Origin of the sequence: Flavobacterium sp. PL12 (assembly GCF_039123485.1) — a bacterium.
Taxonomy (GTDB): Bacteria; Bacteroidota; Bacteroidia; order Flavobacteriales; family Flavobacteriaceae; genus Flavobacterium; species Flavobacterium weaverense.
In genome coordinates this window covers 22876-44306 of sequence record NZ_JBANDI010000005.1, presented here as the reverse complement: position 1 = coordinate 44306, position 21431 = coordinate 22876, and the positions used below count along the sequence as shown (strand labels likewise).

At 31.3% G+C, this 21431-nt stretch carries 21 protein-coding genes; 13 read left to right on the top strand and 8 right to left on the bottom strand.

All coding sequences use genetic code 11. The features are described from left to right. Positions 1-89: 89 nt before the first annotated feature. Positions 90-1391: a mechanosensitive ion channel domain-containing protein gene (locus RCH19_RS03750; protein WP_343022096.1), complete on the bottom strand. Its 1302-nt coding sequence runs from the start codon at positions 1389-1391 to the stop codon at positions 90-92. A 285-nt stretch (positions 1392-1676) separates the two neighbouring features. Continuing rightward, complete coding sequence (locus RCH19_RS03745) at positions 1677-2321, bottom strand: SGNH/GDSL hydrolase family protein (RefSeq protein ID WP_343022095.1); 645 nt, start codon at positions 2319-2321, stop codon at positions 1677-1679. A gap of 195 nt (positions 2322-2516) precedes the next feature. Between RCH19_RS03745 and RCH19_RS03740 the strand changes: the two genes are divergently transcribed. Together RCH19_RS03740 and RCH19_RS03735 are read left to right on the top strand one after the other, a co-directional pair. Then, the gene (locus tag RCH19_RS03740) at positions 2517-3572 is read left to right on the top strand and encodes a HAMP domain-containing sensor histidine kinase (protein ID WP_343022094.1); all 1056 of its coding nucleotides are present in this window, start codon (positions 2517-2519) and stop codon (positions 3570-3572) included. Positions 3573-3773: 201 nt separating this feature from the next. Beyond that, the gene (locus RCH19_RS03735; RefSeq protein ID WP_343022093.1) at positions 3774-4184 is read left to right on the top strand and encodes an OsmC family protein; all 411 of its coding nucleotides are present in this window, start codon (positions 3774-3776) and stop codon (positions 4182-4184) included. A gap of 75 nt (positions 4185-4259) precedes the next feature. Here the strand turns inward: RCH19_RS03735 and cysM are convergent, their stop codons facing one another. Continuing rightward, on the bottom strand, positions 4260-5147 hold the full coding sequence (cysM, locus tag RCH19_RS03730; RefSeq protein ID WP_121925556.1) for a cysteine synthase CysM: 888 nt from the start codon (positions 5145-5147) through the stop codon (positions 4260-4262). Positions 5148-5433: 286 nt separating this feature from the next. Here cysM and RCH19_RS03725 point away from each other — a divergent pair, with 286 nt between their 5' ends. Continuing rightward, positions 5434-6132, top strand: coding sequence for a DUF1003 domain-containing protein (locus RCH19_RS03725; protein ID WP_343022092.1), 699 nt, complete (start codon positions 5434-5436; stop codon positions 6130-6132). Between the two features lie 32 nt (positions 6133-6164). Here the strand turns inward: RCH19_RS03725 and RCH19_RS03720 are convergent, their stop codons facing one another. Then, positions 6165-6446: a DUF2752 domain-containing protein gene (locus tag RCH19_RS03720; protein ID WP_343022091.1), complete on the bottom strand. Its 282-nt coding sequence runs from the start codon at positions 6444-6446 to the stop codon at positions 6165-6167. Positions 6447-6546: 100 nt separating this feature from the next. On the opposite strand from RCH19_RS03720, the gene RCH19_RS03715 reads away from it, so the two are divergent. Together RCH19_RS03715 and RCH19_RS03710 are read left to right on the top strand one after the other, a co-directional pair. Then, entirely contained in the window at positions 6547-6729 is a 183-nt protein-coding gene (locus RCH19_RS03715) for a hypothetical protein (protein WP_343022090.1), read from the top strand. Further along, the gene (locus RCH19_RS03710) at positions 6722-7273 is read left to right on the top strand and encodes a Smr/MutS family protein (protein ID WP_121925552.1); all 552 of its coding nucleotides are present in this window, start codon (positions 6722-6724) and stop codon (positions 7271-7273) included. The genes RCH19_RS03715 and RCH19_RS03710 overlap by 8 nt, the downstream gene beginning before the upstream one ends. A 137-nt stretch (positions 7274-7410) precedes the next feature. Here RCH19_RS03710 and RCH19_RS03705 read toward each other — a convergent pair whose 3' ends face one another. After that, a complete protein-coding gene (locus RCH19_RS03705) occupies positions 7411-8358 on the bottom strand; it encodes a hypothetical protein (RefSeq protein ID WP_343022089.1) in 948 nt (315 codons plus the stop codon). 204 nt (positions 8359-8562) lie between these two features. Between RCH19_RS03705 and RCH19_RS03700 the strand changes: the two genes are divergently transcribed. After that, the gene (locus tag RCH19_RS03700; protein WP_343022088.1) at positions 8563-9468 is read left to right on the top strand and encodes an EamA family transporter; all 906 of its coding nucleotides are present in this window, start codon (positions 8563-8565) and stop codon (positions 9466-9468) included. Positions 9469-9497: 29 nt separating this feature from the next. Beyond that, positions 9498-10622: a cysteine desulfurase family protein gene (locus RCH19_RS03695; RefSeq protein ID WP_343022087.1), complete on the top strand. Its 1125-nt coding sequence runs from the start codon at positions 9498-9500 to the stop codon at positions 10620-10622. Positions 10623-10937: 315 nt separating this feature from the next. Here RCH19_RS03695 and RCH19_RS03690 read toward each other — a convergent pair whose 3' ends face one another. Next, entirely contained in the window at positions 10938-11231 is a 294-nt protein-coding gene (locus tag RCH19_RS03690) for a chaperone modulator CbpM (protein ID WP_343022086.1), read from the bottom strand. Continuing rightward, entirely contained in the window at positions 11228-12121 is an 894-nt protein-coding gene (locus RCH19_RS03685) for a J domain-containing protein (protein ID WP_343022085.1), read from the bottom strand. The genes RCH19_RS03690 and RCH19_RS03685 overlap by 4 nt, the downstream gene beginning before the upstream one ends. A gap of 693 nt (positions 12122-12814) precedes the next feature. Between RCH19_RS03685 and RCH19_RS03680 the strand changes: the two genes are divergently transcribed. From RCH19_RS03680 to RCH19_RS03655, 6 genes are all read left to right on the top strand, one after another. Next, positions 12815-15133 (top strand): PAS domain S-box protein, encoded by a 2319-nt coding sequence (locus tag RCH19_RS03680; RefSeq protein WP_343022084.1) that lies wholly within the window; start codon positions 12815-12817, stop codon positions 15131-15133. Between the two features lie 6 nt (positions 15134-15139). Further along, a complete protein-coding gene (locus RCH19_RS03675) occupies positions 15140-15868 on the top strand; it encodes a HAMP domain-containing sensor histidine kinase (RefSeq protein WP_343022083.1) in 729 nt (242 codons plus the stop codon). A 4-nt stretch (positions 15869-15872) separates the two neighbouring features. Next, positions 15873-16283, top strand: coding sequence for a response regulator (locus tag RCH19_RS03670; RefSeq protein WP_343022082.1), 411 nt, complete (start codon positions 15873-15875; stop codon positions 16281-16283). A gap of 21 nt (positions 16284-16304) precedes the next feature. After that, positions 16305-16715, top strand: coding sequence for a response regulator (locus tag RCH19_RS03665; protein WP_343022081.1), 411 nt, complete (start codon positions 16305-16307; stop codon positions 16713-16715). Positions 16716-16734: 19 nt separating this feature from the next. Then, positions 16735-19086, top strand: coding sequence for a response regulator (locus tag RCH19_RS03660; RefSeq protein ID WP_343022080.1), 2352 nt, complete (start codon positions 16735-16737; stop codon positions 19084-19086). Between the two features lie 104 nt (positions 19087-19190). Next, a complete protein-coding gene (locus RCH19_RS03655) occupies positions 19191-19556 on the top strand; it encodes a response regulator transcription factor (RefSeq protein ID WP_343022079.1) in 366 nt (121 codons plus the stop codon). Positions 19557-19644: 88 nt separating this feature from the next. Here the strand turns inward: RCH19_RS03655 and RCH19_RS03650 are convergent, their stop codons facing one another. Beyond that, a complete protein-coding gene (locus RCH19_RS03650) occupies positions 19645-21063 on the bottom strand; it encodes an adenosine deaminase (protein ID WP_343022078.1) in 1419 nt (472 codons plus the stop codon). Positions 21064-21431: the final 368 nt, after the last annotated feature.

Sequence of the window (21431 nt, the reverse complement as noted above, 5' to 3'; positions counted from 1 at the left end):
TCAGGGGCAGGGATTGTGCTTTCAAACAATTTTTAGACACAATCTATATTTCCAACTTTAAATTTTATGAAGTAAGTGATAATTATACTTTAATTTAAAATTGGTTTTTGAATAGTTATGGCACTCAAACTTCTAAAATCTCTTCCAGAAGGCTCTTCAAAAACTTCCAGTTGGAATTGAGAAGCAATGGTTAACAAATGATCAAAAATATCTGATTTTACTGCTTCGTGCTTTGCCCATTCCTTATCATGCGTAAAACAATATATTTCTAACGGCATTCCTTGAGAAGTAGGATCGAGTTGTCTCACCATAGTTGCCATTTCGCAATTAATATGTGGATTTGAAAGAATGTAATTTTCAGCATAAATTCTAAAAATACCAATATTGGTAAGACTTTTAAAATTAACTTCATCAGAATCTTCATTAAACAGCGAAGAATTGCATTTCTTTATTTCTTCTTCTTTTTTAATGATGTACTCTTTGATGAGCGCGTATTTTTTGAATTCAGTAAGCATTTCTTTATCACAGAAACAAAAGCTACTTACCTTAAGATATATTGATCTTTTTATTCTTCGTCCCCCTGAATTGCTCATTCCACGCCAGTTCTTGAAGGAATCATTGATAAATGCATATGTTGGAATTGTAGTTATCGTTTTATCCCAGTTTTGAATTTTGACTGTGGATAAATTAATAGACATTACATCACCATCTGCATCATATTTTGGCATAGCAATCCAGTCTCCAACACGTACCATATCATAAACCGACATTTGTACACTAGCGACAAAACCTAAGATTGTGTCTTTGAAAATTAATAATAAAATGGCAGTCATAGCTCCCATAGCTCCAAGAAAGTAAAGTGGACTTTTACCTAACATTAGAGATAGAATTAAAATGCCTCCTATAAAATAAACTACAATATTAAGAACTTGAATGTAGCTAGTAATGGGTTTGTCTTTAAAAATCAATGATTTAGACATGATTTCATTGATTACAGCTAGCAACGCAATAACGGTCCAAATAATTACTAGCAAAACGACCATCGTAGTGAATGTAACTATATACTTTGAAATTGTAGGGTAGTCCGCTAATATAGAGGGCAAAGTGAAAATGACAATTTCTGCTGGGATAATGAAAGCAAGTTTATCAAATATTTTTTTCTGAATTAAGATATCATCCCACGTAATTTTAGTCTTTACAAAAAGTCTATTAATTGATGTAACAATTAATTTTTTAGTTATCAACCAAGAAATGTAGCAAATGATTAGTAGGCCAAAAAGTAGTATAGGAATAGAAATATAAACAGCAACTTTAGGTTCGATGTTAAAATAATCGGTTAACCATTTAGTGTCAAACTTTATAAGGAATTGTAATTTAATAACTGAATTCATTGTTTTTGCTATGATTTATAGCAAAGGTAACATTCAAAATTCAAGCGAGCGGTAGATCGAGAGTATTGGCTTTAACTTAACATTAAAGTACATTTTATGATGTAAAAAAAATGTTTAAATTATTTTTAGGTTTGAAGAAGATAAAATTTAAGCAAAAAAAATGATTTTAAAAATTCGTTATGATAAATTGCAAAGTATTTTTTATGAATTTAGATTTGAATACTAAAACCTTGCTTGTGGATTATGAAACGAAGTCGATAGTGTTATCTTATTTAAAAAGATTTTTTATTTTCTATTTAATGCTACTTTAATTGCTTTCTCAGCAAGTGGTTGCATAACTTGATATCCATTTTGATTAGGATGTACGCCATCATCAGATAATTCTTTTTTGAGTCCCTGACGATCGTCAACCATTGAGTTGTAATAATCAATGAATTCAATGTTATTTGCAAAAGCATGATCTTTAAGAATCTCGTTTAGTATTTTTATTTTCTCAATTGGTTCTTGATTAGGTCTCCAGTGAAAATCAAAAGCGGGCAAAACCGAACAAAGAATAACTTTTATGTTATTTGCATTAGCAATATCTATCATTGAGAAAATATTATCAGTAATCATTGCAATAGTTGAGAAACCGGTATTTCCAGCAATGTCATTTATACCTGCGAGAATTACAACTACAGTGGGTTTTAAAGCGATGACATCGGCTCTAAAACGAATCAGCATTTGTGGTGTTGTCTGGCCACTAATTCCCCGATTAACGTAATTTTTGTTAGTAAAAAAATTGGGGTTGACAATACCCCAAAATTCAGTTATAGAGTCCCCAAAGAAGACGACTCTTTCTTCGTCTTGTTTAACGAGAGAAAGTGTGGTATTCATTTCTCTGTATTTCTTTAGGTTGGGCCAGTCTTGGCTCTGAAAGTTCTCTGCCATAGTATCGAAGTTTGAAAATTATATTTTTTTTAATTCCGTTTAAACTTAACTTTTAAATTATATTTTTCGATGAAGATCGTAGTTATTGTAGCGTCAAAAAAATAAATTCAAACAATGTTAAACAGTTTATAAATGTAGCTAAATAGGCATGTATCGTATATAGTTTATCTCTATATTTACGAAAAAAGAGGTAGAATGAAATTCTATCAGAAATTATCTACAATTAGTTTTTTAAAAAAGAGCTATGCTTTTAAATTTCTTTTTGTGGCATTTATTGGAATTCACATCCCACTAATAGGCATGTTATTTTACGTGCTTTATGGGAGTAATAATATATCGGCAAATACAATATTAATTGTGGCGCTCGTTATGACATTGATCGCGAGTGCCGCTACATTATATTTTTTAAAGCATTTAATTAAGCCAATTGAAATTGCCTCTAAAGCTCTGGATAACTACAGAAATGAGCGAGAAGTTCCATCTTTGCCCGTAGGTTTTACTGATGAAGCAGGTTTACTAATGTGCAATATTCAAAAATCGATTCTAGAGAATGAGCGATCTTTAAATGATAATCAAGATCTAATTTATTTGCTTTCACACGACTTTAAAAACTTCACTGCAAATTCGCAAGGTTTGGCCGAACTTATTTTGGATGAAAATCCTTCAGAAACAGTGCAAGAATATGCTCAATTAATTAAAAAGAGTACTACCCAGCAGTTTGTTTTTATAGAAATTTTTATAAAACTATTGAAAGATGAGGAAGAACTTTTAAATCGTCCCTTAAAGGTGAATACTATCAATTTGCGCTCAATTTTTGATATTGTACTTATACAAGCCGCTCCAAAATTAATTTCCAAAAAAATAGACTTAACCCCTATTTTCGAAATTGACGAAGTGCTTTTAACAATCGAAGAGGATTTGTTGGTTAGAGTTTTGGTAAACTTGATTGATAACGCGATCAAGTTTTCTTACCCAGAAAGCAAAATCCAATTTAAAGCAAGTATGATTGATGGTAAAATTGGACTTGTAGTTTCTGATTCCGGGATTGGTTTTGACCGAAAATATAAAGAAGAGCTGTATAGAAAGTTTACCACTAGAAGTAGGGTTGGTACTTCAAACGAACCTTCAACTGGAATTGGATTGTACTTATGCAAAAAAATAGTCGAAAAATATCAAGGAAAATTGACCTTAGATAGTGCTGGAGTCAATTTAGGATCAACTTTTTCTGTACTTTTTAATAAGATGGAATAAGTGTAATTATCCTTTAAAATTTCGTTAAAAAGCGTGTTTTTAAAAGAAAAGTAGGATTAAATGAGCTAAATTTGAGAAGAGTTAGATTTTTTAAGGACTATTGACTTTTTGCTTTAAGAAAAAAAACGGTCACGATCTTTTAAGAATCTAAATTTTTATCAACAATACATTTAATTTAATTCATTTAAAAATAAAGTTATTATGAAAAGAAGTGCAAAAGCAGTTTGGAATGGTTCATTAAAAGAAGGAGACGGAAAAATAAGTACCCAAAGTACAACTTTACAGGATACACAATATTCATTTAAATCACGCTTTGAAGAGGGTGTTGGTACAAATCCAGAGGAGCTAATAGCCGCAGCGCATGCAGGATGTTTTACGATGCAGCTTTCTGCTTATTTAACTGAAGAAGGTTTTGAAGTAGGAAGTATTGAAACAAAATGTGATATTGATTTAGTAGATTTTACAGTTATTAGTTCACATTTGACTGTTAATGCTAGTGTAAAAGGAATTTCTGATGAAGCATTTCAGCAGCAAGTTACAAAAGCAGAGAAAAACTGTCCTATTTCGAAATTATTAAATGCAGAAATATCTTCAACTGCAACATTGAAATAAATTTAAATTTTTATTATAAAAAAAGCTTGGTTTTACTAAAACCAAGCTTTTTTGTTTTCAACTTAAGGATTAAAGTTAATCAAACAGGTCTGAAGATAAATATCGGTCACCGCGGTCGCAAATAATAGCAACTATCACACCTGATTCTAGAGTATTTGCTATTTTGATAGCAGCAGCAACTGATCCGCCGCTACTCATTCCAGCAAATATACCTTCCTCCAGTGCTAATCGTTTTGTCATCGCACGAGCTTCTTTTTCTGAAACTTCTATTATTGTATCCACTTTTGACGCATCAAATATTTTTGGTAAATATTCTTGAGGCCATTTTCTAATTCCTGGAATTTGAGATCCATCACTAGGTTGCGCTCCTACGATTTGAATATTAGAATTTTGTTCTTTTAGATAGGTCGAAGTTCCTATAATTGTTCCGGTTGTTCCCATCGCTGCTACAAAATGAGTTACAGTTCCATCAGTATCTTTCCACACTTCTGGACCGGTGGTATTATAATGTGCTTTCCAGTTGTCATCATTTGCAAATTGATTCAGCATAATGTAACCACCTTCGGCTACTTTTTTATCTGCATAGTCTCTCGATCCAATGATTCCTGTACTAGCAGGTGTTAATATAACTGTAGCGCCGTAAGCTCGCATTGTTTGGGTGCGTTCCTTAGTCGAATCTTCAGGTAATACTAATTCTATCTCTATGTTGAATAATTGGGCTATCATCGCTAGCGCAATACCTGTATTTCCGCTTGTAGCTTCTATTAGTTTATCACCTTTTTTGATTTCGCCTCTTTCCATTGCCGATTTGATCATGAAATAAGCAGCTCGATCTTTTACACTTCCTCCAGGATTATTTCCCTCTAATTTTAATAGAAGTTTTACATTTTTATTTTTTACCAATTTGGTAGATTCCACTAAAGGAGTATTACCAATTAAGTCAATTATTTTTTGCGATTTCATCGTATTCTCTTTAATTTCAATTTGATAATTGCATTACTAAACTCTCAATAATTCCAGCTATTATTACTAATAATTTTCAGTTAAATTACTTCACTTATCTATTCATAACGCTTAAAACAAAGGTATTGAAGTAATTTGGAAAACATGGAATGGGATTAAAGAATATATACAGAAAAATTTCCTCCATTATTATTTAAATTATTTCTCGTAATAATTTATACATTTAGTATTTATAAGAAAGCTTGCTAATGTGGTTCTCTTAAAATTAGGCAATAAATGAACTACTATGAAAAATGACTCAACTTTTATAAGTGATGTTTCTAAAAAGGAATTTCCTATTTCCGACAGAATTTCTGCAAAAACTGTACGCGACCCTATTTTTACGCTGATACAAGCGGATTATCCTGATTTTGATGAAAATAAATTTCTTTCTATTGAAGAACTTAATATGTATAGAGAGAAATATATTTCTAATTATCTATCGGTTGAAATAGGGGAGTTGTCAAACTTGGAAAATAAAGTAATTGGTTCGCTAAAGGCGGATGTGTCATTAGTTAATACTGTAGAAGACGAAATAGGTTATAGAACCATAGGACAAAAAGTTGCTGATACAGTAGCTGCTTTTGGCGGAAGCTGGAAATTTATCATAATGTTTGGTGTTTTTATTTTATTATGGATTTTAGCAAACATTTACATTCTTTTAGATAAAGGTTTTGATCCTTATCCTTTCATTTTGCTGAATTTAATATTATCATGTTTAGCGGCACTTCAAGCACCAGTGATTATGATGAGTCAAAATCGCCAAGAAGAGAAAGATAGAGAAAGAGCCAAGAAAGATTATATGATCAATTTAAAATCGGAATTGGAAATAAGAATGCTACATGAAAAACTAGATCATTTAATTATGCATCAGCAAGAAGAATTGATCGAAATTCAAAAAGTACAAATCGAAATGATGAATGACATTTTGTCTAGAATTAAATAAATTTTTAGTAAGAATAAAAAATGAAAGCAAGCTTAACAGTAGTTTTTAAAAACATAACCTACAATGATAAATGTTCCGTTTAAAACTGCCGAAAACAGCAGTAATTTTTTATAATTTCTGGAGGTGTCAAAATGATTTAATCCCAGAATTAACAGAAATAAAAAAGTCGTAAAAAGTGCTGGATACATTTTAAAAGATCCAGAAATATCGCCTTGTAAAAGCAGAAAAAAACTTCGCTGAAATCCGCAACCTAAACACTCTATTCCAAAGAGTGTTTTGCTTAAACAAGGGAACATATATTTTTCTAAATCCAACAGTTTTATTTTTTACAATTTTACAATAAATTAACTAAGCATTGAAATAATAAAGAGGTAATTTTAAATTCATTACTTTTGGAATCTGATATTTTAAAAGATGAAAAAGTTTCTAATTCCCATAATGATAGTAGCCATATTAGTGGCGCTATACCAACAGGCGAGTGCTGAAAAAAACGTTTATATAATGGTTTGCGCAATTGCAGTTTTCATGTTTGGCATGATGCAATTGAGCGCAAAAACACCAAGTAAGAATCAAGATAAAGAAGATGACAATGTATAAAAAAGGGGATAAAGTTTCGGTACTTGATGAAGCGATGGATGGAGTAGTGCTGTCAGTGCAAGGCGACCAAATCACAATAGAAACACAGGATGGATTTGTGATGACATTTTTTGTCAATGAATTACTTAAAATAAATGATTCCAGTAACTTACTTGATTCTATTAGAAGATTTGATGTAAGTGAAATTTCTAAGGAAAAAGAAATTCCAAAAGCTCGAAGTTTTGTAAAAGAGAAGAAATCTAAGCATGAAATTCCTGCTCCAGAATTTGATTTGCACATAGAAAAATTAGTTCCTAACAAACGTGGAATGTCAAATTATGACATTCTTACATTACAAACTGATACGGCTAAACGTCACATAGAATTTGCAATTAGAAATAGAATTCCCAAGATAGTTTTTATTCACGGCGTTGGTGAAGGAGTGTTAAAAGCAGAGCTAGATTTCTTATTAGGAAGATACGATAACATTGCTTTTGTAGAAGGTAATTATCAAAAATATGGTCAAGGTGCCACCGAAGTTTTTATAAAACAAAGCGCGATGTAATTTGCTACATCTATTTTTAGATTAAAAAAGAGGTCCAATTTTAAACTGAAATTCACATAGAAAATTCAGTTTAAAATTGGACCTTTTACTATTTATTAGGAGCAGTTCTAATGCTATTATATACGTTATTTATAAGCCTAATTAGTGGTTAGTAATTCACCATAAATGTAATTATCACCTAAAAGAAAATCGCTATTTCCTTTCTTTAATTTTCCTTTTTTTATGACGATAGTATGCTTGAATCCATTTCCAAAAACCGTAGTTGTTACCTCGATGATTCCAGTTGTATTTGCTACGCCGGGTACTGCAATCCATTCCTCAATAATTGCAGGAGTTGCTGGATAAACACTATTACAAAAGTAGTCATCGGTTAATAAGCCAGAGAATAATCTATACGTTAGTTTATTTTTTATATCTGATATCAAACCTGTTCTCGGAGCGTTTAATGGTGTAGCTGTATTAACAATTAGTAGTGGATCAATATCTAATATTAGCGCTTCGCTACTATTCTTGTCGTAAACTTGTTTAGTGGAAGGACATTGCTTTAAAACCTTTGTAAAAGCTAAAGGTAATGCTGTTGCGCTTACAACCAAGTCACCAAAAGTAAACGTCTCGTATACTTGAGTTTTACCGTCGCTTTTATTAAATGTGATATTTTTAAACGTGATATTATGGTTATAACCCGTAATTTTAGAGCTGTTATCAGTATCCTTCACAGTTTTAACCGCTGTAGTATTTATAATTATTTTCCCTCCAGTTGCTGACCACTGATCTGTTACAACAGGAATAGCCGGTGGAATAGCGTCACAGATTGTAGCAGATGTAACCTTGTTATTATAAAAACGATAAATTAAACGGTTGGACTCACTTACGTTTAGTGTTTGAGTTGTAGTCTCTGTTGGGAAATTAATTCCAGTTGAGTTAAAAATTAAAGCTTCACTATCTTTTACTTTATAAAGTAGCGAATTTGATGCGCATTGTTGCACGCCAACAGTGTCAAAGCTAATATCTTCTTGTATTAAATCTCCGTCGTCGCAACTGTTTAAACACAAAGTAAAAATCAATAAACCAATTATTCTTTTCATTTTTATAATATTTCTAACAAAAATAGAATTTTTAATTTGTTCCAAATGGAATACCCTTTAAAATTAGATTATTTAACATCAAATTGTGTTTGTTACGCACTTAAAATTTGAGAAGAATTATTACTTATTTTTATATTCAAGAACGATTTGAAACGTGTTAAAGCAGAATGAAATCAGTATATTTGCAGCAATTTAATACTTCTTATGCCAGTTAATAAATATTATTCGGCCGCTTTCGTAGCATTCTTTCTCTGGGGTTTTTTTAGTTTCGCTTTAAAACCATTGCATAATTACGCTTCACTTGATATTCTTTTTTACCGTGTGTTTTTTAGTGTATTGACGATGGTAGCGATCAACCTTGTTTTCCGAAGAAACGTATTAAGGAAAGATTGGAGACAATTTAAAAGTAGCACCTTGCAACAAAAGAGAAGCGTAATATCTCTAACTCTGGGAGGAGCTGTCTTTCTTATTTTAAATTGGTTTGTTTTTATTTATGTGGTCAATCACGTCAGCGTAAAAGCAGCATCTTTAGCGTACTTAATATGTCCAATTCTAACAACAGTCTTCGCTTTCTTTATTTTGCAAGAGAAATTAAGTAAAATACAATGGATAGCTGTTATCATCAGTCTTTTTAGCTGCGTCTTATTGTCATTTAATCATTTTACCGATATATTCTACAGTCTTATAGTCGCCACAACCTATGCTCTTTATCTTGTTAGTCAACGAAAAAATAGCCAGATGGATAAATTTTTAGCATTAACCATACAGCTGCTCTTTACAGCTATAGTTATTCTTCCATTTTATCCTAGTTACAGCGGCGCGCTTCCTAGTGAACCTTTATTCTATGCTTGCATGTTTTTTGTGGTAGTGTTTTTTACTATAATCCCACTGTTTTTAAATTTGTATGCACTTAAAGGAATCAACTCTTCGGCGGTAGGAATTATGCTTTATATTAATCCTATAATAACGTTTTTAGTAGCGATTTTTTATTACAATGAACAAGTCAGCACATTACAATTATTGTCCTATTTTTTAATTTTAATTTCGATAGTGGTCTTTAATGCCAAAGCTTTATTCTCCCGCAGAATACTACTATTGAACAAAAAGTAGTTTTTTTTAATGCTTTATAATAAAACAAAATGAAAAATATATATCTCGATAATGCCTCAACGACGGCACTTCGGCCAGAAGTAATTCAAGAAATGACTAAGGTATTAGCAGAAGATTATGGTAACCCTTCTTCAACTCATAGCTTAGGACGCAAGTCTAAAAGTGTTTTAGAACTTTCAAGAAAATCAATTGCACAAAATTTAAATGCGACTGCACAAGAGATTATTTTTACTTCTTGCGGCACAGAAGCTAATAACTGGATTCTTCGTTCGGCTGTCAAGGATTTACAAGTGACGCGAATAATCACTAGTAGAATGGAACATCATGCGGTTTTGTACACTGCATTGGTTTTACAAAAAGAATTTGATATTAAAATAGATTATGTAAACGTCAAAGCAAGCGGAGAAATCGATGTCACTCATTTAGTGGAATTGTTATCTCAAGACGAGAAAACGCTGGTGAGTTTGATGCATGTTAATAATGAGACTGGTACTATTTTAGATTTAGAACGCGTTGGTGTAATTTGTAAAGAACATGCTGCTTTGTTTCATTCGGATACCGTACAATCCATTGGTAAAATAGAAATAGATTTACAGAAAACAGCAGTTGATTTTATTGTTGCAAGTGCTCATAAATTTCACGGACCTAAAGGTGTCGGTTTTACCTTTATTCGAAAAAATTCTGGTATCCAACCATTATTTTTTGGTGGAGAGCAAGAAAAAGGATTACGCGCCGGAACTGAAGCATTGCATCAAATTGCAGGGATGTCAAAAGCCCTAGAGTTATCCTATACCAACTTGGAAACAGAAAAAAGTCATATTTTAGACCTAAGAGATTATCTTATATCCAAATTAGAAATAGAGTTTCCAGATTATAAAGTAAATGGCAATATTGACGGCTTTTACACTATTTTAAACGTACTATTACCTTTTACCGAAGATAAAACAGCAATGATTTTATTTCATTTAGATATGAAGGGAATTGCAGTTTCTAGAGGAAGCGCTTGCCAGTCAGGAAGTATAAAGCCTTCCCACGTTTTATTAGAAATGCTTTCAAATGAGGATTTAAAAAAACCAAGTTTAAGAATTTCTTTCAGTCATTTTAATACACTGCAAGATATCGATGCTCTTATAGAAGCTTTAAAAACGATATAAATAATCAATTATAAACACAAAACCCAAAGTAGTGTAATGCTATTTTGGGTTTTCTCTTTAATAGGTGTTAGAGTGTAGTAATTATTTTGATTTATTTTACTCTAATTCTGCCTTTCTTCGATGTTTTTCGAAAGCCTCTTAGTGAATATTGATTCTATGAAGATATTTTTTTCAGATACATTGCTAGATATTTTTTTTGCTCATCTCCATCTTTAATGTGTATTTTGATAAACTCTTCAATAAAATAAAAGTGATTCAAAATTGTCCAAAATCAATATTCAGTCTTTTTATATTTTTAAAGAAGATTAGTGCAATCTAACTTTCGTAAAGTCTAAGTCTATTTTTTAAAGATTGTAGTTCACTTTGTAATCCATCTAATTTTTGTAACATGTTTAAAACAACGTCAATTCCTTCTAAATTAACTTCTAAATCTTGATGAATATGGATCATTTTTTCAATTTCGTAAATTGCGTTTAAATCGATATACGAACTGCTTTCGATCTTTATTATTTCTAATCGGCCCATTTCACTAAGTTTTGTAAAAAATGACATTTCAACTTCATAATAGGAACATAGTTCTGGGATTGGTATTAATTTTTCTATATTCATGAGGTTTTTAATTTTGCAAGTTCAGTAAATAATTCTTTTTCCTTTTCACAGAGATTTGTTGGAATTTTAATTTGATAAGTAATATATAAGTCTCCAAATTCTCCTTCTTTTTTGTAAACAGGAAATCCTTTTCCTTTCAATTTGACTTTACTTCCGTTTTGAGTTCCGGGTTTTAAAATTAGTTTTACTTTACCGTCAAAAGTGTCTGCAGTGATTTCTCCGCCTAGTATTGCAGTATATAAATCTACATCTACTGTAGTATATAAATTATGTTTCTCTAATTTGAAATTTGTATGATTTTCAATGGAGAAAGTAATGTACAAATCACCTTTTGGACCGTTAGCAGATCCTTCGCCACCTAATCCGCTAATTTTTATTTGCTGGCCGTTTTCAACTCCTGCAGGAATTGTAATCCTGATATTTTTACCATTTATAGTTAAAGTACGTTTATGAGTGGCATAAACATCTTTTAAATCTAATTGTAGTTCAGCGTTAAAATCTTGTCCTTTAAATTGTGTTGTTCTACGACCGCCATTGCCTTGAGCGCGACCACCAAACATAGATTCAAAAAAATCAGAAAAGTCCGCACCTTCGTTGAAACCTCCTTGTTGACCATTGGCTTGGTATTGCTGTTGCTGCTGTGTCGATTTTTCATACTGCTCTCCATGCTTCCAGTTTTCACCGTAAGCGTCATACTTTTTTCTGTTTTCGACGTGGCTCAAAACTTCATTTGCCTCGTTTAATTCTTTAAATTTCTTTTCGGCTTCCTTATCATTTGGATTTAAATCAGGATGGTATTTACGAGCAAGTTTGCGGTACGCTTTTTTAATCTCAGCTTCGGTCGCTTTTTTATCTATTTCAAGAATTTTATAATAGTCAATAAATGCCATTTTGTTTTTATTTATTTCGGTTTATAGAAAACAGAGTGAAGTCATGTTAAAAATTTGCGTTCTCTTGTTCCAAATTTAATCAATTTTTTAATTAAAGGACTTTATAAATCAGAGAATTACAGTTATATCTTAATCATTAAATGATATAGAAAACTTTAGTGGGAAGTTTTGTTTAGTTGATTGGAAACGATTCTTTTTTCAGTTTATTACGTGCAAGTAAAAAGTTCTGTTTACAAATCTTAATCTCTTCAACGATTGATTTCGAACATAAATTTGATTTTTTCGAATGAGAGACACTAACACAAAAATTTTGAAACGTAAATTTCTAATCATTCTATTTTCTAAATTTTAATTTTTTTAAGCTATAAGAAAGTTTTAAAAAACAGTCATATTTGAATCAATGGAGTGAATAGTTTTAATTTAAAAATGAATGCATTACCAACTCTGAATATAGCTGAAATAGGATTAAAAAGATATAATACGAAAAAGTACGAATATCAACTGCTGCTCTTTTCCGTATTTGCTAAAGAATAACGTGCTAAGTCACTGTTTAATTCAAAAATAATTTTATTTTTGTAAGGCAACCGTTTATTTAAGCAGCAAAGAACTTATAGTAGTGACAGAGATCATTATTGTCTAATCTGCGTAATTTATCGAGATTGCAGTTCACTTTTACAAAACAGCCCCAAGTTAATGAAAAAGTATCCTATACCTGAAAATGAAGTTAAAAGATTAGAAGCGCTCAAAAAGTACTCTGTTATGGATACTTTGTCTGAGAAGGAATACGATGCGATTACGCAACTTGCCTCTTTTATTTGCAAAACCCCAATCGCTCTAGTGAGTCTTATTGACGAAGATCGTCAATGGTTTAAATCAAGATTTGGTATCGATGCCACTGAAACACCAAGAGAGATTTCATTTTGTCAATATACCATTATGGGTGACGAAGTATTTGAAGTTCCAAATGCTACTGAAGATCTATTATTTTCAGATAATCCCTTAGTAACAGGTAATCCTGATATTCGTTTTTATGCTGGTGCTCCACTACGCACTAAAGACGGCTTGAATATGGGTTCGCTATGTGTTATTGACACAGAACCAAAAAATCTATCTGATGAGCAAAAAAATGCTTTAAAGCTTTTAGCGGATCAGGTTGTTACTTTACTAGATTCTAGAATGAAACATTCAGATTTTCTTGAATCGCAGAAAGAATTACAGAATTTCATTGAGCTTTCTAAAGACTTAGTTTGTATAGCAAATGTCAATGGTCTGTTTTACAAAGTTAATCCAGCAATTACAAAAGTTTTAGGTTTTTCGAACGAAGAGTTGGAAGGTGCTGCTTTTGTTGATTTTATCCATCCTGATGATTTAGCTGTTACATCAAAGGAAGTTGAGAAATTGGTAAAAGGAGAATTAACTGTTAGTTTTGTAAATCGTTTTAGATGTAAAAATGGAGATTATATTGCATTAAGCTGGAATACATCTCCAGATCCCATCACTGGAAATCTATATTGCATAGCTCGAAATGTTACAGAGGAAAAAGCAGCTGAACAAGACCTTATTGACCGCGCTAATTTATTAAATGAGTCACAAAATATTGCAAAAATAGGTAGCTGGAGTTATGATATAAAATCCCATGATCTTATTTGGTCAGAAGGGCATTATAAAATATTTGAAATGGATAATTTGCCAGCTGATCAATTGTTTCAAGCTTTTAGAACTAGAATTCATCCAGATGATTTAGAAATGATGGATAAAAGCAATGAGAGTAGCATCAAAGCAGGAGAAAGTAAAAAAATTAAGTATAGAATCGTTCTGAATGATGGAAGTGTCAAACATATTTTAGAGATTGGCCAACCCTTTAAAAACGATAAAGGAGAAGTTATAGAACTTAAAGGAATTATTCAGGATATAACTGAAATTACAGTTGCGGGGCAGGAAATTATTCGAACTTCAAAGGAAATTACAGATATTCGTTCGGCTCTTGATGAGGCGGCTATTGTCTCCATTTCTGATCAAAATGGATTGTTAACGTATGTAAATGAAAATTTCTGTACGGTTTCAAAATATGAAGAAGCAGAATTAATAGGGAAAAATCAACGAGATATCACAGGATATTTTATAAAAGCAGGAGCCAAAGCAATTTTAAATACGATAGTTAATGGTGATATTTGGAAAGGTGAAATCCGAAATTTAGCTAAAGATGGATCCTGCTATTGGGAAAAAATGACGATTGTTCCCTTTAAAGACGATCAAAATCGACCTTATCAATATATCTCCATCAGTACAGATATTACGGATCAAAAAATTGCAGAGGAAAATTTAACTAATGTGTTGAAAAATCTTGAAAAAAAGAATAAAGAACTGGATGAGTTTGCATACGTAGTTTCTCATGATTTGAAAGCGCCCTTACGAGCAATCAATAATCTAGCGGAATGGATTGTTGAGGACATGCCTACAATGCCACAGGATGTGAGTTCAAATTTTGAATTGCTTCGCGGACGTGTTTTGAGAATGGAAAATTTAATTAATGGTGTTTTAGAATATTCTCGAATTGGTCGTGTTGAAATCGAGGATGAGACGATTGATCTAAAATCCATGTTGCACCAAGTAATTGACTCGATAGTACCTAAAACAGGATTTGAAGTTATTGTTGGTGATGAATTTCCTATAATTGAATCAGAAAGAATACTTTTAGAACAAGTTTTTAGCAACTTGATAAGTAATGCAGTTAAATATAATGATAAATCAATTGGAAAGATTGAATGTCATTATGAATCGTTGCAAGGACATCATCAGTTTACTGTAACGGATAATGGACCTGGAATCGCAGAGGAGTACCATCAAAAAGTCTTTAAAATTTTTCAAACTATTGTAGCGCGAGACGTAAAGGAAAGTACGGGAGTTGGGTTGTCAATAGTCAAAAAAATTATTGAAGAAAAAGGAGGGACAATTTATATTGAATCAGTAGAAAACGAGGGCTGTAGTTTCATATTTACATTCCCTAAATAGAATATAATGGAGGAATCTTTAAAAAATTGCCAAGAGGAATTGGCCGCTTTAAAAAAAGAATACGATGAGTTTGTTTATATTGTTTCTCATGATATAAAATCGCCAATGAGAGCAATTTCAAATATAACAACTTGGATTGAAGAAGATTTAGAAAATGGATTGAGTGAGGATATTACAACTAATTTTGGATTGCTGAAAAACAGAGTCAACCGACTTGAAAACATGATGAATGGTTTATTAGAGTTGACGCGTGTAGACAGAATGGATTTAGAGTTTTATGAAGTTAATATTCCTAAAATTATTGGAAACTGTATTGACTTACTCAATAGCGACCCCAATATTGAATTTGTAGTAAAGGCAGACCTAATTAAAGAAAATGTTATAACTCTGGGCGCAAAGTTGCAAAAAGTAGTGATGAATTTGATTGATAATGCGGTGCGCTTTAATGATAAAGTAAATAAAACAGTTAGCATTACTCTTTTAGAAAGTGAAACGGATTATAAAATCGAAATTACAGATAACGGTCCCGGTATTCCAGAAGAGGTAGCGCATAAAATATTCTCTATTTTCTATACTGTAAATTCTAAAGATGTTGTGGACACTACTGGAGCAGGATTAGCGATTAGTTGTAAAATAATAAAATTAGTTGGAGGAAAAATTAAATATAAAGAAGGTATAGAAAATGGTTCAATTTTTACACTAAATTGGCCTAAAAATATAATATTAAAAAGCTAAAATTATGAACCAGAAATTGGTAAACATTTTATTGGTCGAAGACGACGAAGTAGATGTAATGAATGTGAAAAGAGCATTCTCTAAAAACAATATAAAAAATCTGCTTTTTGTTGCTGGTAACGGTATCGAAGCTTTAGAGATGTTAGAAAATCAAATTATTCCGCTTCCAAAAATTATAATTTTAGATATAAATATGCCAAAAATGAATGGTATTGAATTTCTAAAAGTAATGAGGGAAAACGAAAAGCTTAAAAATATCTCCGTTTTTGTAATGACGACTTCAAATGAAGATTCAGACAAAATAAATGCTTACAATCTTAATGTAGCAGGTTATATACTTAAACCATTGTCTTTTGAAAAGTTTCTGACTTCAGTTGCTACACTTAAGAATTTTTGGCAACTATGTGAAATGTAGGCAGTAAAATTCATTTATGTTATGGCGAATATAAGTATCTTGTTAGTTGACGATCGAGTAACTATTCTCGACAGTATTAAAAGTTTCTTTTCAGAATTTGAAATTAAACCTACTTTATATTCTGCTTGCAATGAAGACGAAGCATTATCAATGCTAAAGGGGTCTTGTAAAGTATTTCCTGTTCCTAAAATAGTTTTAATAGACGTTAATAGGACAAAAGATGAAGGTATTCATTTATTAAACACTTTACGAAATCATCAAGATTTGAAGTCAATGTTAGTGTTTGTAATCACTAATTCCGTTTCGCAGTCCAATAAATTAGCTGCCTTAAATTTAAATATTGCAGGATATATACCAATAACTTTTGGAGTACAAGAGTTAAATAACTGTTTTTCTGTACTAAATGATTATTGGAATATAATTGAGTTATAAGTTAAACCAACATAGTACTATGGCAGTCGCTTTAAAAATATTAATAATGGACGATGATAAAATCGATTCCATAACGATCAGTCGCTCCATATCTCAGTCGGGAATTGTTGCAGAGGTCGATAGCGTTTTCTCTGCTAAAGAAGGAATAATAAAAATCGAATCTTTAAAATATGATTTAATTTTTCTAGATTATATGATGCCAGATACGGATGGCATTTCTTTTCTTAAAAAAATTCGTGATCGTGGTATTGAAACTCCTGTGATTTTTGTAACGTCTCAAGGAGACGAAAAAATTGCAAGTCAGGCGATATTAAGTGGTGCTTCTGATTACATCCCTAAAACTTTACTAACGCCTGATGGTGTATCGCAAAGTATTAGAAATGCGATGAAAATGCACGACAGTTTAAAGCAGCGAAAAATAACTGAATTAGCACTTAAAGTAAATTCAACGCGTCTTTTAGAAGCTCAGAAGTTAGCTAAAATTGGTAGTTGGGAATTTAATTTGTCTAATGATGAAATGTTTTTTTCGGATGAATTCTATACTATTTTTGAAGTTGATTGTGAGCAATTATTATCAGTAGATTTTATTAAAACTTGCATAACAGATGAAAAAGAGTTAGTTCGTTTTGAAAAAAATCTTTACGATGTAAAGACTACAAGAGCTGAAGTGCAGTTTTATCATGCTATAACAACGAAAAAAGGCAATATTAAATACATGAATCAATTTATTAAATGTTTGATTGATGAGAAAGATAAACCTTGTAAAATACTAGGTACGATTCAAGATATTACAGAACAAAAGCGAACTGAATCAGAGCTTATCAAAGCCAAAGAATTAGCAGAGCAAGCTGTCATCATCAAAGAACAATTTCTAACCAATATGAGTCACGAAATACGTACTCCTATGAATGGAATCATTGGTTTTGCAAGGATACTTGAATGTACTAGCTTAGATAATGATCAAAAACAAAGTGTTGAAGCTATTAAAAAAGCTGGTCAAAACTTGATGTATATCATTAACGACATACTTGACTTTTCTAAAATTGAAGCTAATAAAATGACTTTGGAAGAAGTTCGTTTTTCTTTATCAAAAACAGTTCATTCAGTAATCGAATTATTGGATACAACCGCAAAAGATAAAGGAATTAAATTATTGTGTCAGATAAGTCCAGACGTATGTGATAATTTAATTGGCGATCCCACTAAGCTTTCTCAAATTTTGTTTAATTTAATTGGAAACGCTATAAAATTTACTGAGAAAGGATTTGTAGAATTAATAGTTAAAGAAGTAAAAAATACAGACACAGACTGCTATTTTAAATTTTCGGTGACTGATAGCGGTATTGGTATTCCAAAAGATAAAATCGATTCTATATTTGAGAGTTTCAATCAAGCATCAAATGAAACTACAAGGAAATATGGCGGAACAGGACTTGGACTCACAATAACTCGTAAACTTGTTGAATTGCAAGGAGGTAAAATCAATGTAGAAAGTTTTATTGCTAAAGGAAGTGAATTTTCATTTTCATTAAAGTATGCTAAAGCCAAAGAGAGCGAAGGCAGAAATGATGACCACATTGGAGAGAAAATTTCAGCTGATTTCTTAAAAGATATAAATATACTTTTAGTAGAAGACAATGAGCTCAATCAACTTTTAGCAATCAAAATTTTTAGAAAATGGAATAAAGAAATTGATGTTGCTGATAATGGTAAAATAGCAATTGATAAAATTGAAAACAATAGCTACGACATTATTTTAATGGACATTCAAATGCCAGAAATGGATGGGATTGAATTGACAAATCATATTAGAAATAATATGGGAGAAAAATCTACTATTCCAATAATTGCGCTAACAGCTCACGCTACAGTAGGAGAAGAGGCAAAATGTCTTGAAAATGGTATGGATGATTATTTATCTAAACCGTATGATTTTGATATTCTTTTAAATAAATTATACCAAAACTTAAATAGAAGAGTGGAAAAAAGCATACCATTAAAAGAGGTGAAAAAGGATTTAAAAAGTGTAGAAAATTTAGTTAATTTCGAATACCTAAGAGATCTTGCAGATGGAGATACAGAATTTATGAAGACAATGATTTCGTTGTTTTTAAAAAATACGCCTCAGTCACTGGATTTAATTATGAACGCTTGTCATAGCGACGATATCCAAGTTTTGAAAGATGAAGTTCATAAATTAAAATCTTCGCTTAGTTTACTAGGAATAGTTAAGGCTTCTAGAGTTGTTGATGTAATAGAAAAAGAGATAGAAGATAGTCCACTATCGCAGAAAAGAAAGGACGAGGTAACGCATTTAAATCAAATATGTAATTCAGCTATGTTAGAATTGCAAGAGGTACACGCTTTCTAGAATTCTATCTTAAATTTAAAATTTTTAAAGTCTAACAATACCGGTCTAAAGCTTGTAGGATTTGTTATCATAAATTTTATATTATAATTTTTAAATTAATTATTATGAAAAAAATATTAATTGCTGAGGATGATGAAATGATGTTAAAAGCCATGGAGTTTAAAATGGTAAAAGAAGGTTATGAAGTAATTTTATGCCAAAATGGCAAAATTGCTTTAGAGAAGATAATTTCTGAAAAGCCTGATTTAATAATATCAGATATTATGATGCCGTTTGTGAGCGGTTTAGATATTGTCAAAAAAGTAAAACTAGAACTTTCCTTATCAATCCCAATAATTATGTTATCAGCAGTGGGACTAGAAAAAACGGTTTTGGAAGCATTTGAGCTTGGCGCTGATGATTTTATCACCAAACCTTTTAGCCCCAACGAATTGTCGATTCGAGTAAAACGACTATTACAAAAAAGATAAAAAATATATTTTTGAATATTTTAAACTATAAAATAACCTCGCTAATTTATAGAATCAGCGAGGTTTTTCAGTAATTTAGTATAGTTATTTATTGCAAAGGGAAGTTGGATTCAAAAGTTTTAAATCGAGTATCTAAATCTTTGGTTAATTGCTTCTTCACTTTATCTTCTTTTATAAAACTGTAAGCGATACTATTATAAACAAATTGCTTAATATCAGCATAAGAAACGTCCTTGTACCTTTTTGCTAATAGCACATATTGTTCCGTCATATTGGTCCGCAAGATTCCTGCATCGTCAGTACTAATAACAATAGGAACGCCAAATTCCTTATACAATGTAAAAGGGTGACGGCTATCTTTTACTTTTAAAATAAATTCATTACTCACTAAGTTTATTTCTATTGGAATTGATTCTTTAGCCATGTAACGTAGCAAATTGTAAGCATCTTTCTCGTAAGCCATGCCAACACCATGACCAATGCGATTAGCTCCTGCAGTGTAAACTGCAGCGCCAATATGCCACGTTAATTCTTCAGGTTGAACTAGACCAAGAGTAAGTTCTCCAGCATGCATCGTATATTTTACATTTGGATATTTAGAATGGCAGTATTTAAACATTAACATGTGCAACCAATAATCTTTCATTGAAGTTTCACCATCTTCTGGAGAAACTATATTAACTCCTGCCATTAGCTGACTTCCATCAGCAGATATGAAAGCGATTACTAAATTTTTAAATAAGTCAACTGGTTCCATAAATCGAAGTACAAAATTTTGATAACGCATTGTAAAACGAGCATCATCGATTTTCAAATCGTTATGCATTTTCGTAACAAAATTTATATTAAAACTTTTAGCATCATTCGCAGCACCTTTTTTAAGTAAAGAAGCGTAAACAGAATCTAATGCTTTGATGATTGCTTTTTCATCTTTTACCAGCGCTAATGTTCTCAAGCGAGCATTAAATGAACTCAAATCTTCAGTATTGATGGCGGTAGGAATTGTAGAGAGTTGTGTTTCAATGTAGCTTACGTTTTCTGAAATTGCCCTATTTTTTAATTCTAATAATCCTTGTCCAAAATTACCTTGAATCGCTGGTTCAAATTTCATAAAGGATTCAAAAAACAATTTATCAGACGGATAGTCAGCAAAATTATAATCCTTTACAGACCATTTTTGCATAATTTTTTGTTTGTAGTTCTCTAATGTGCCATTTTTTTTCAAAGTTGAAAATTGTGTCCAGTTCCCAGTTAGAGGTTTGTCCTGCAAAACATCCATCGTTTCAATATTAAGATAAAAATCATCATTTATTGCTCGCTCTAATAATGGTTCAGCATAAATAGAACCAGAAAAGTGATGGTGTAAATCACCTCCTTTAGGCATTTGAGAAAAAAAAGCAGTCAATGCTACTTCATTATCTCTAATTTTTTCAAAATAGTCACTAGCTGATTGCGAATAAGAAGCAGAAAATAAAAGAGTAAAGAATAACGTATATAGTAGTTTCATAGCGTATTTATTGTAGAAATTTTAAAAAACCAGTTTAATAGTGAACACGATTTTCTTAAAAAAATAAAATTTGTCAAAGATGAATATTTTTGATTGATTTTGAAAGCTTTAACGAGAAACTCTTATCATATCATCATGAATTTTGCTTTTTAAGCATCTGAAATCACTATTTTGCTAAAAAGCGTGTCATTTAGTGCTTTATTGATATTGGATAATAGTATTCAATATTCTAAAAGGTCTATAGCAACTCCATTATATCGATTAGGAGAACGCATTTAAAAGTTTTAGTTTTGCACTTCCAATAAAAACAGTTTGAGTATTGGGTTTAACCATGATTAATGATCTTCATTTCAGCTAATTTTTCTAAT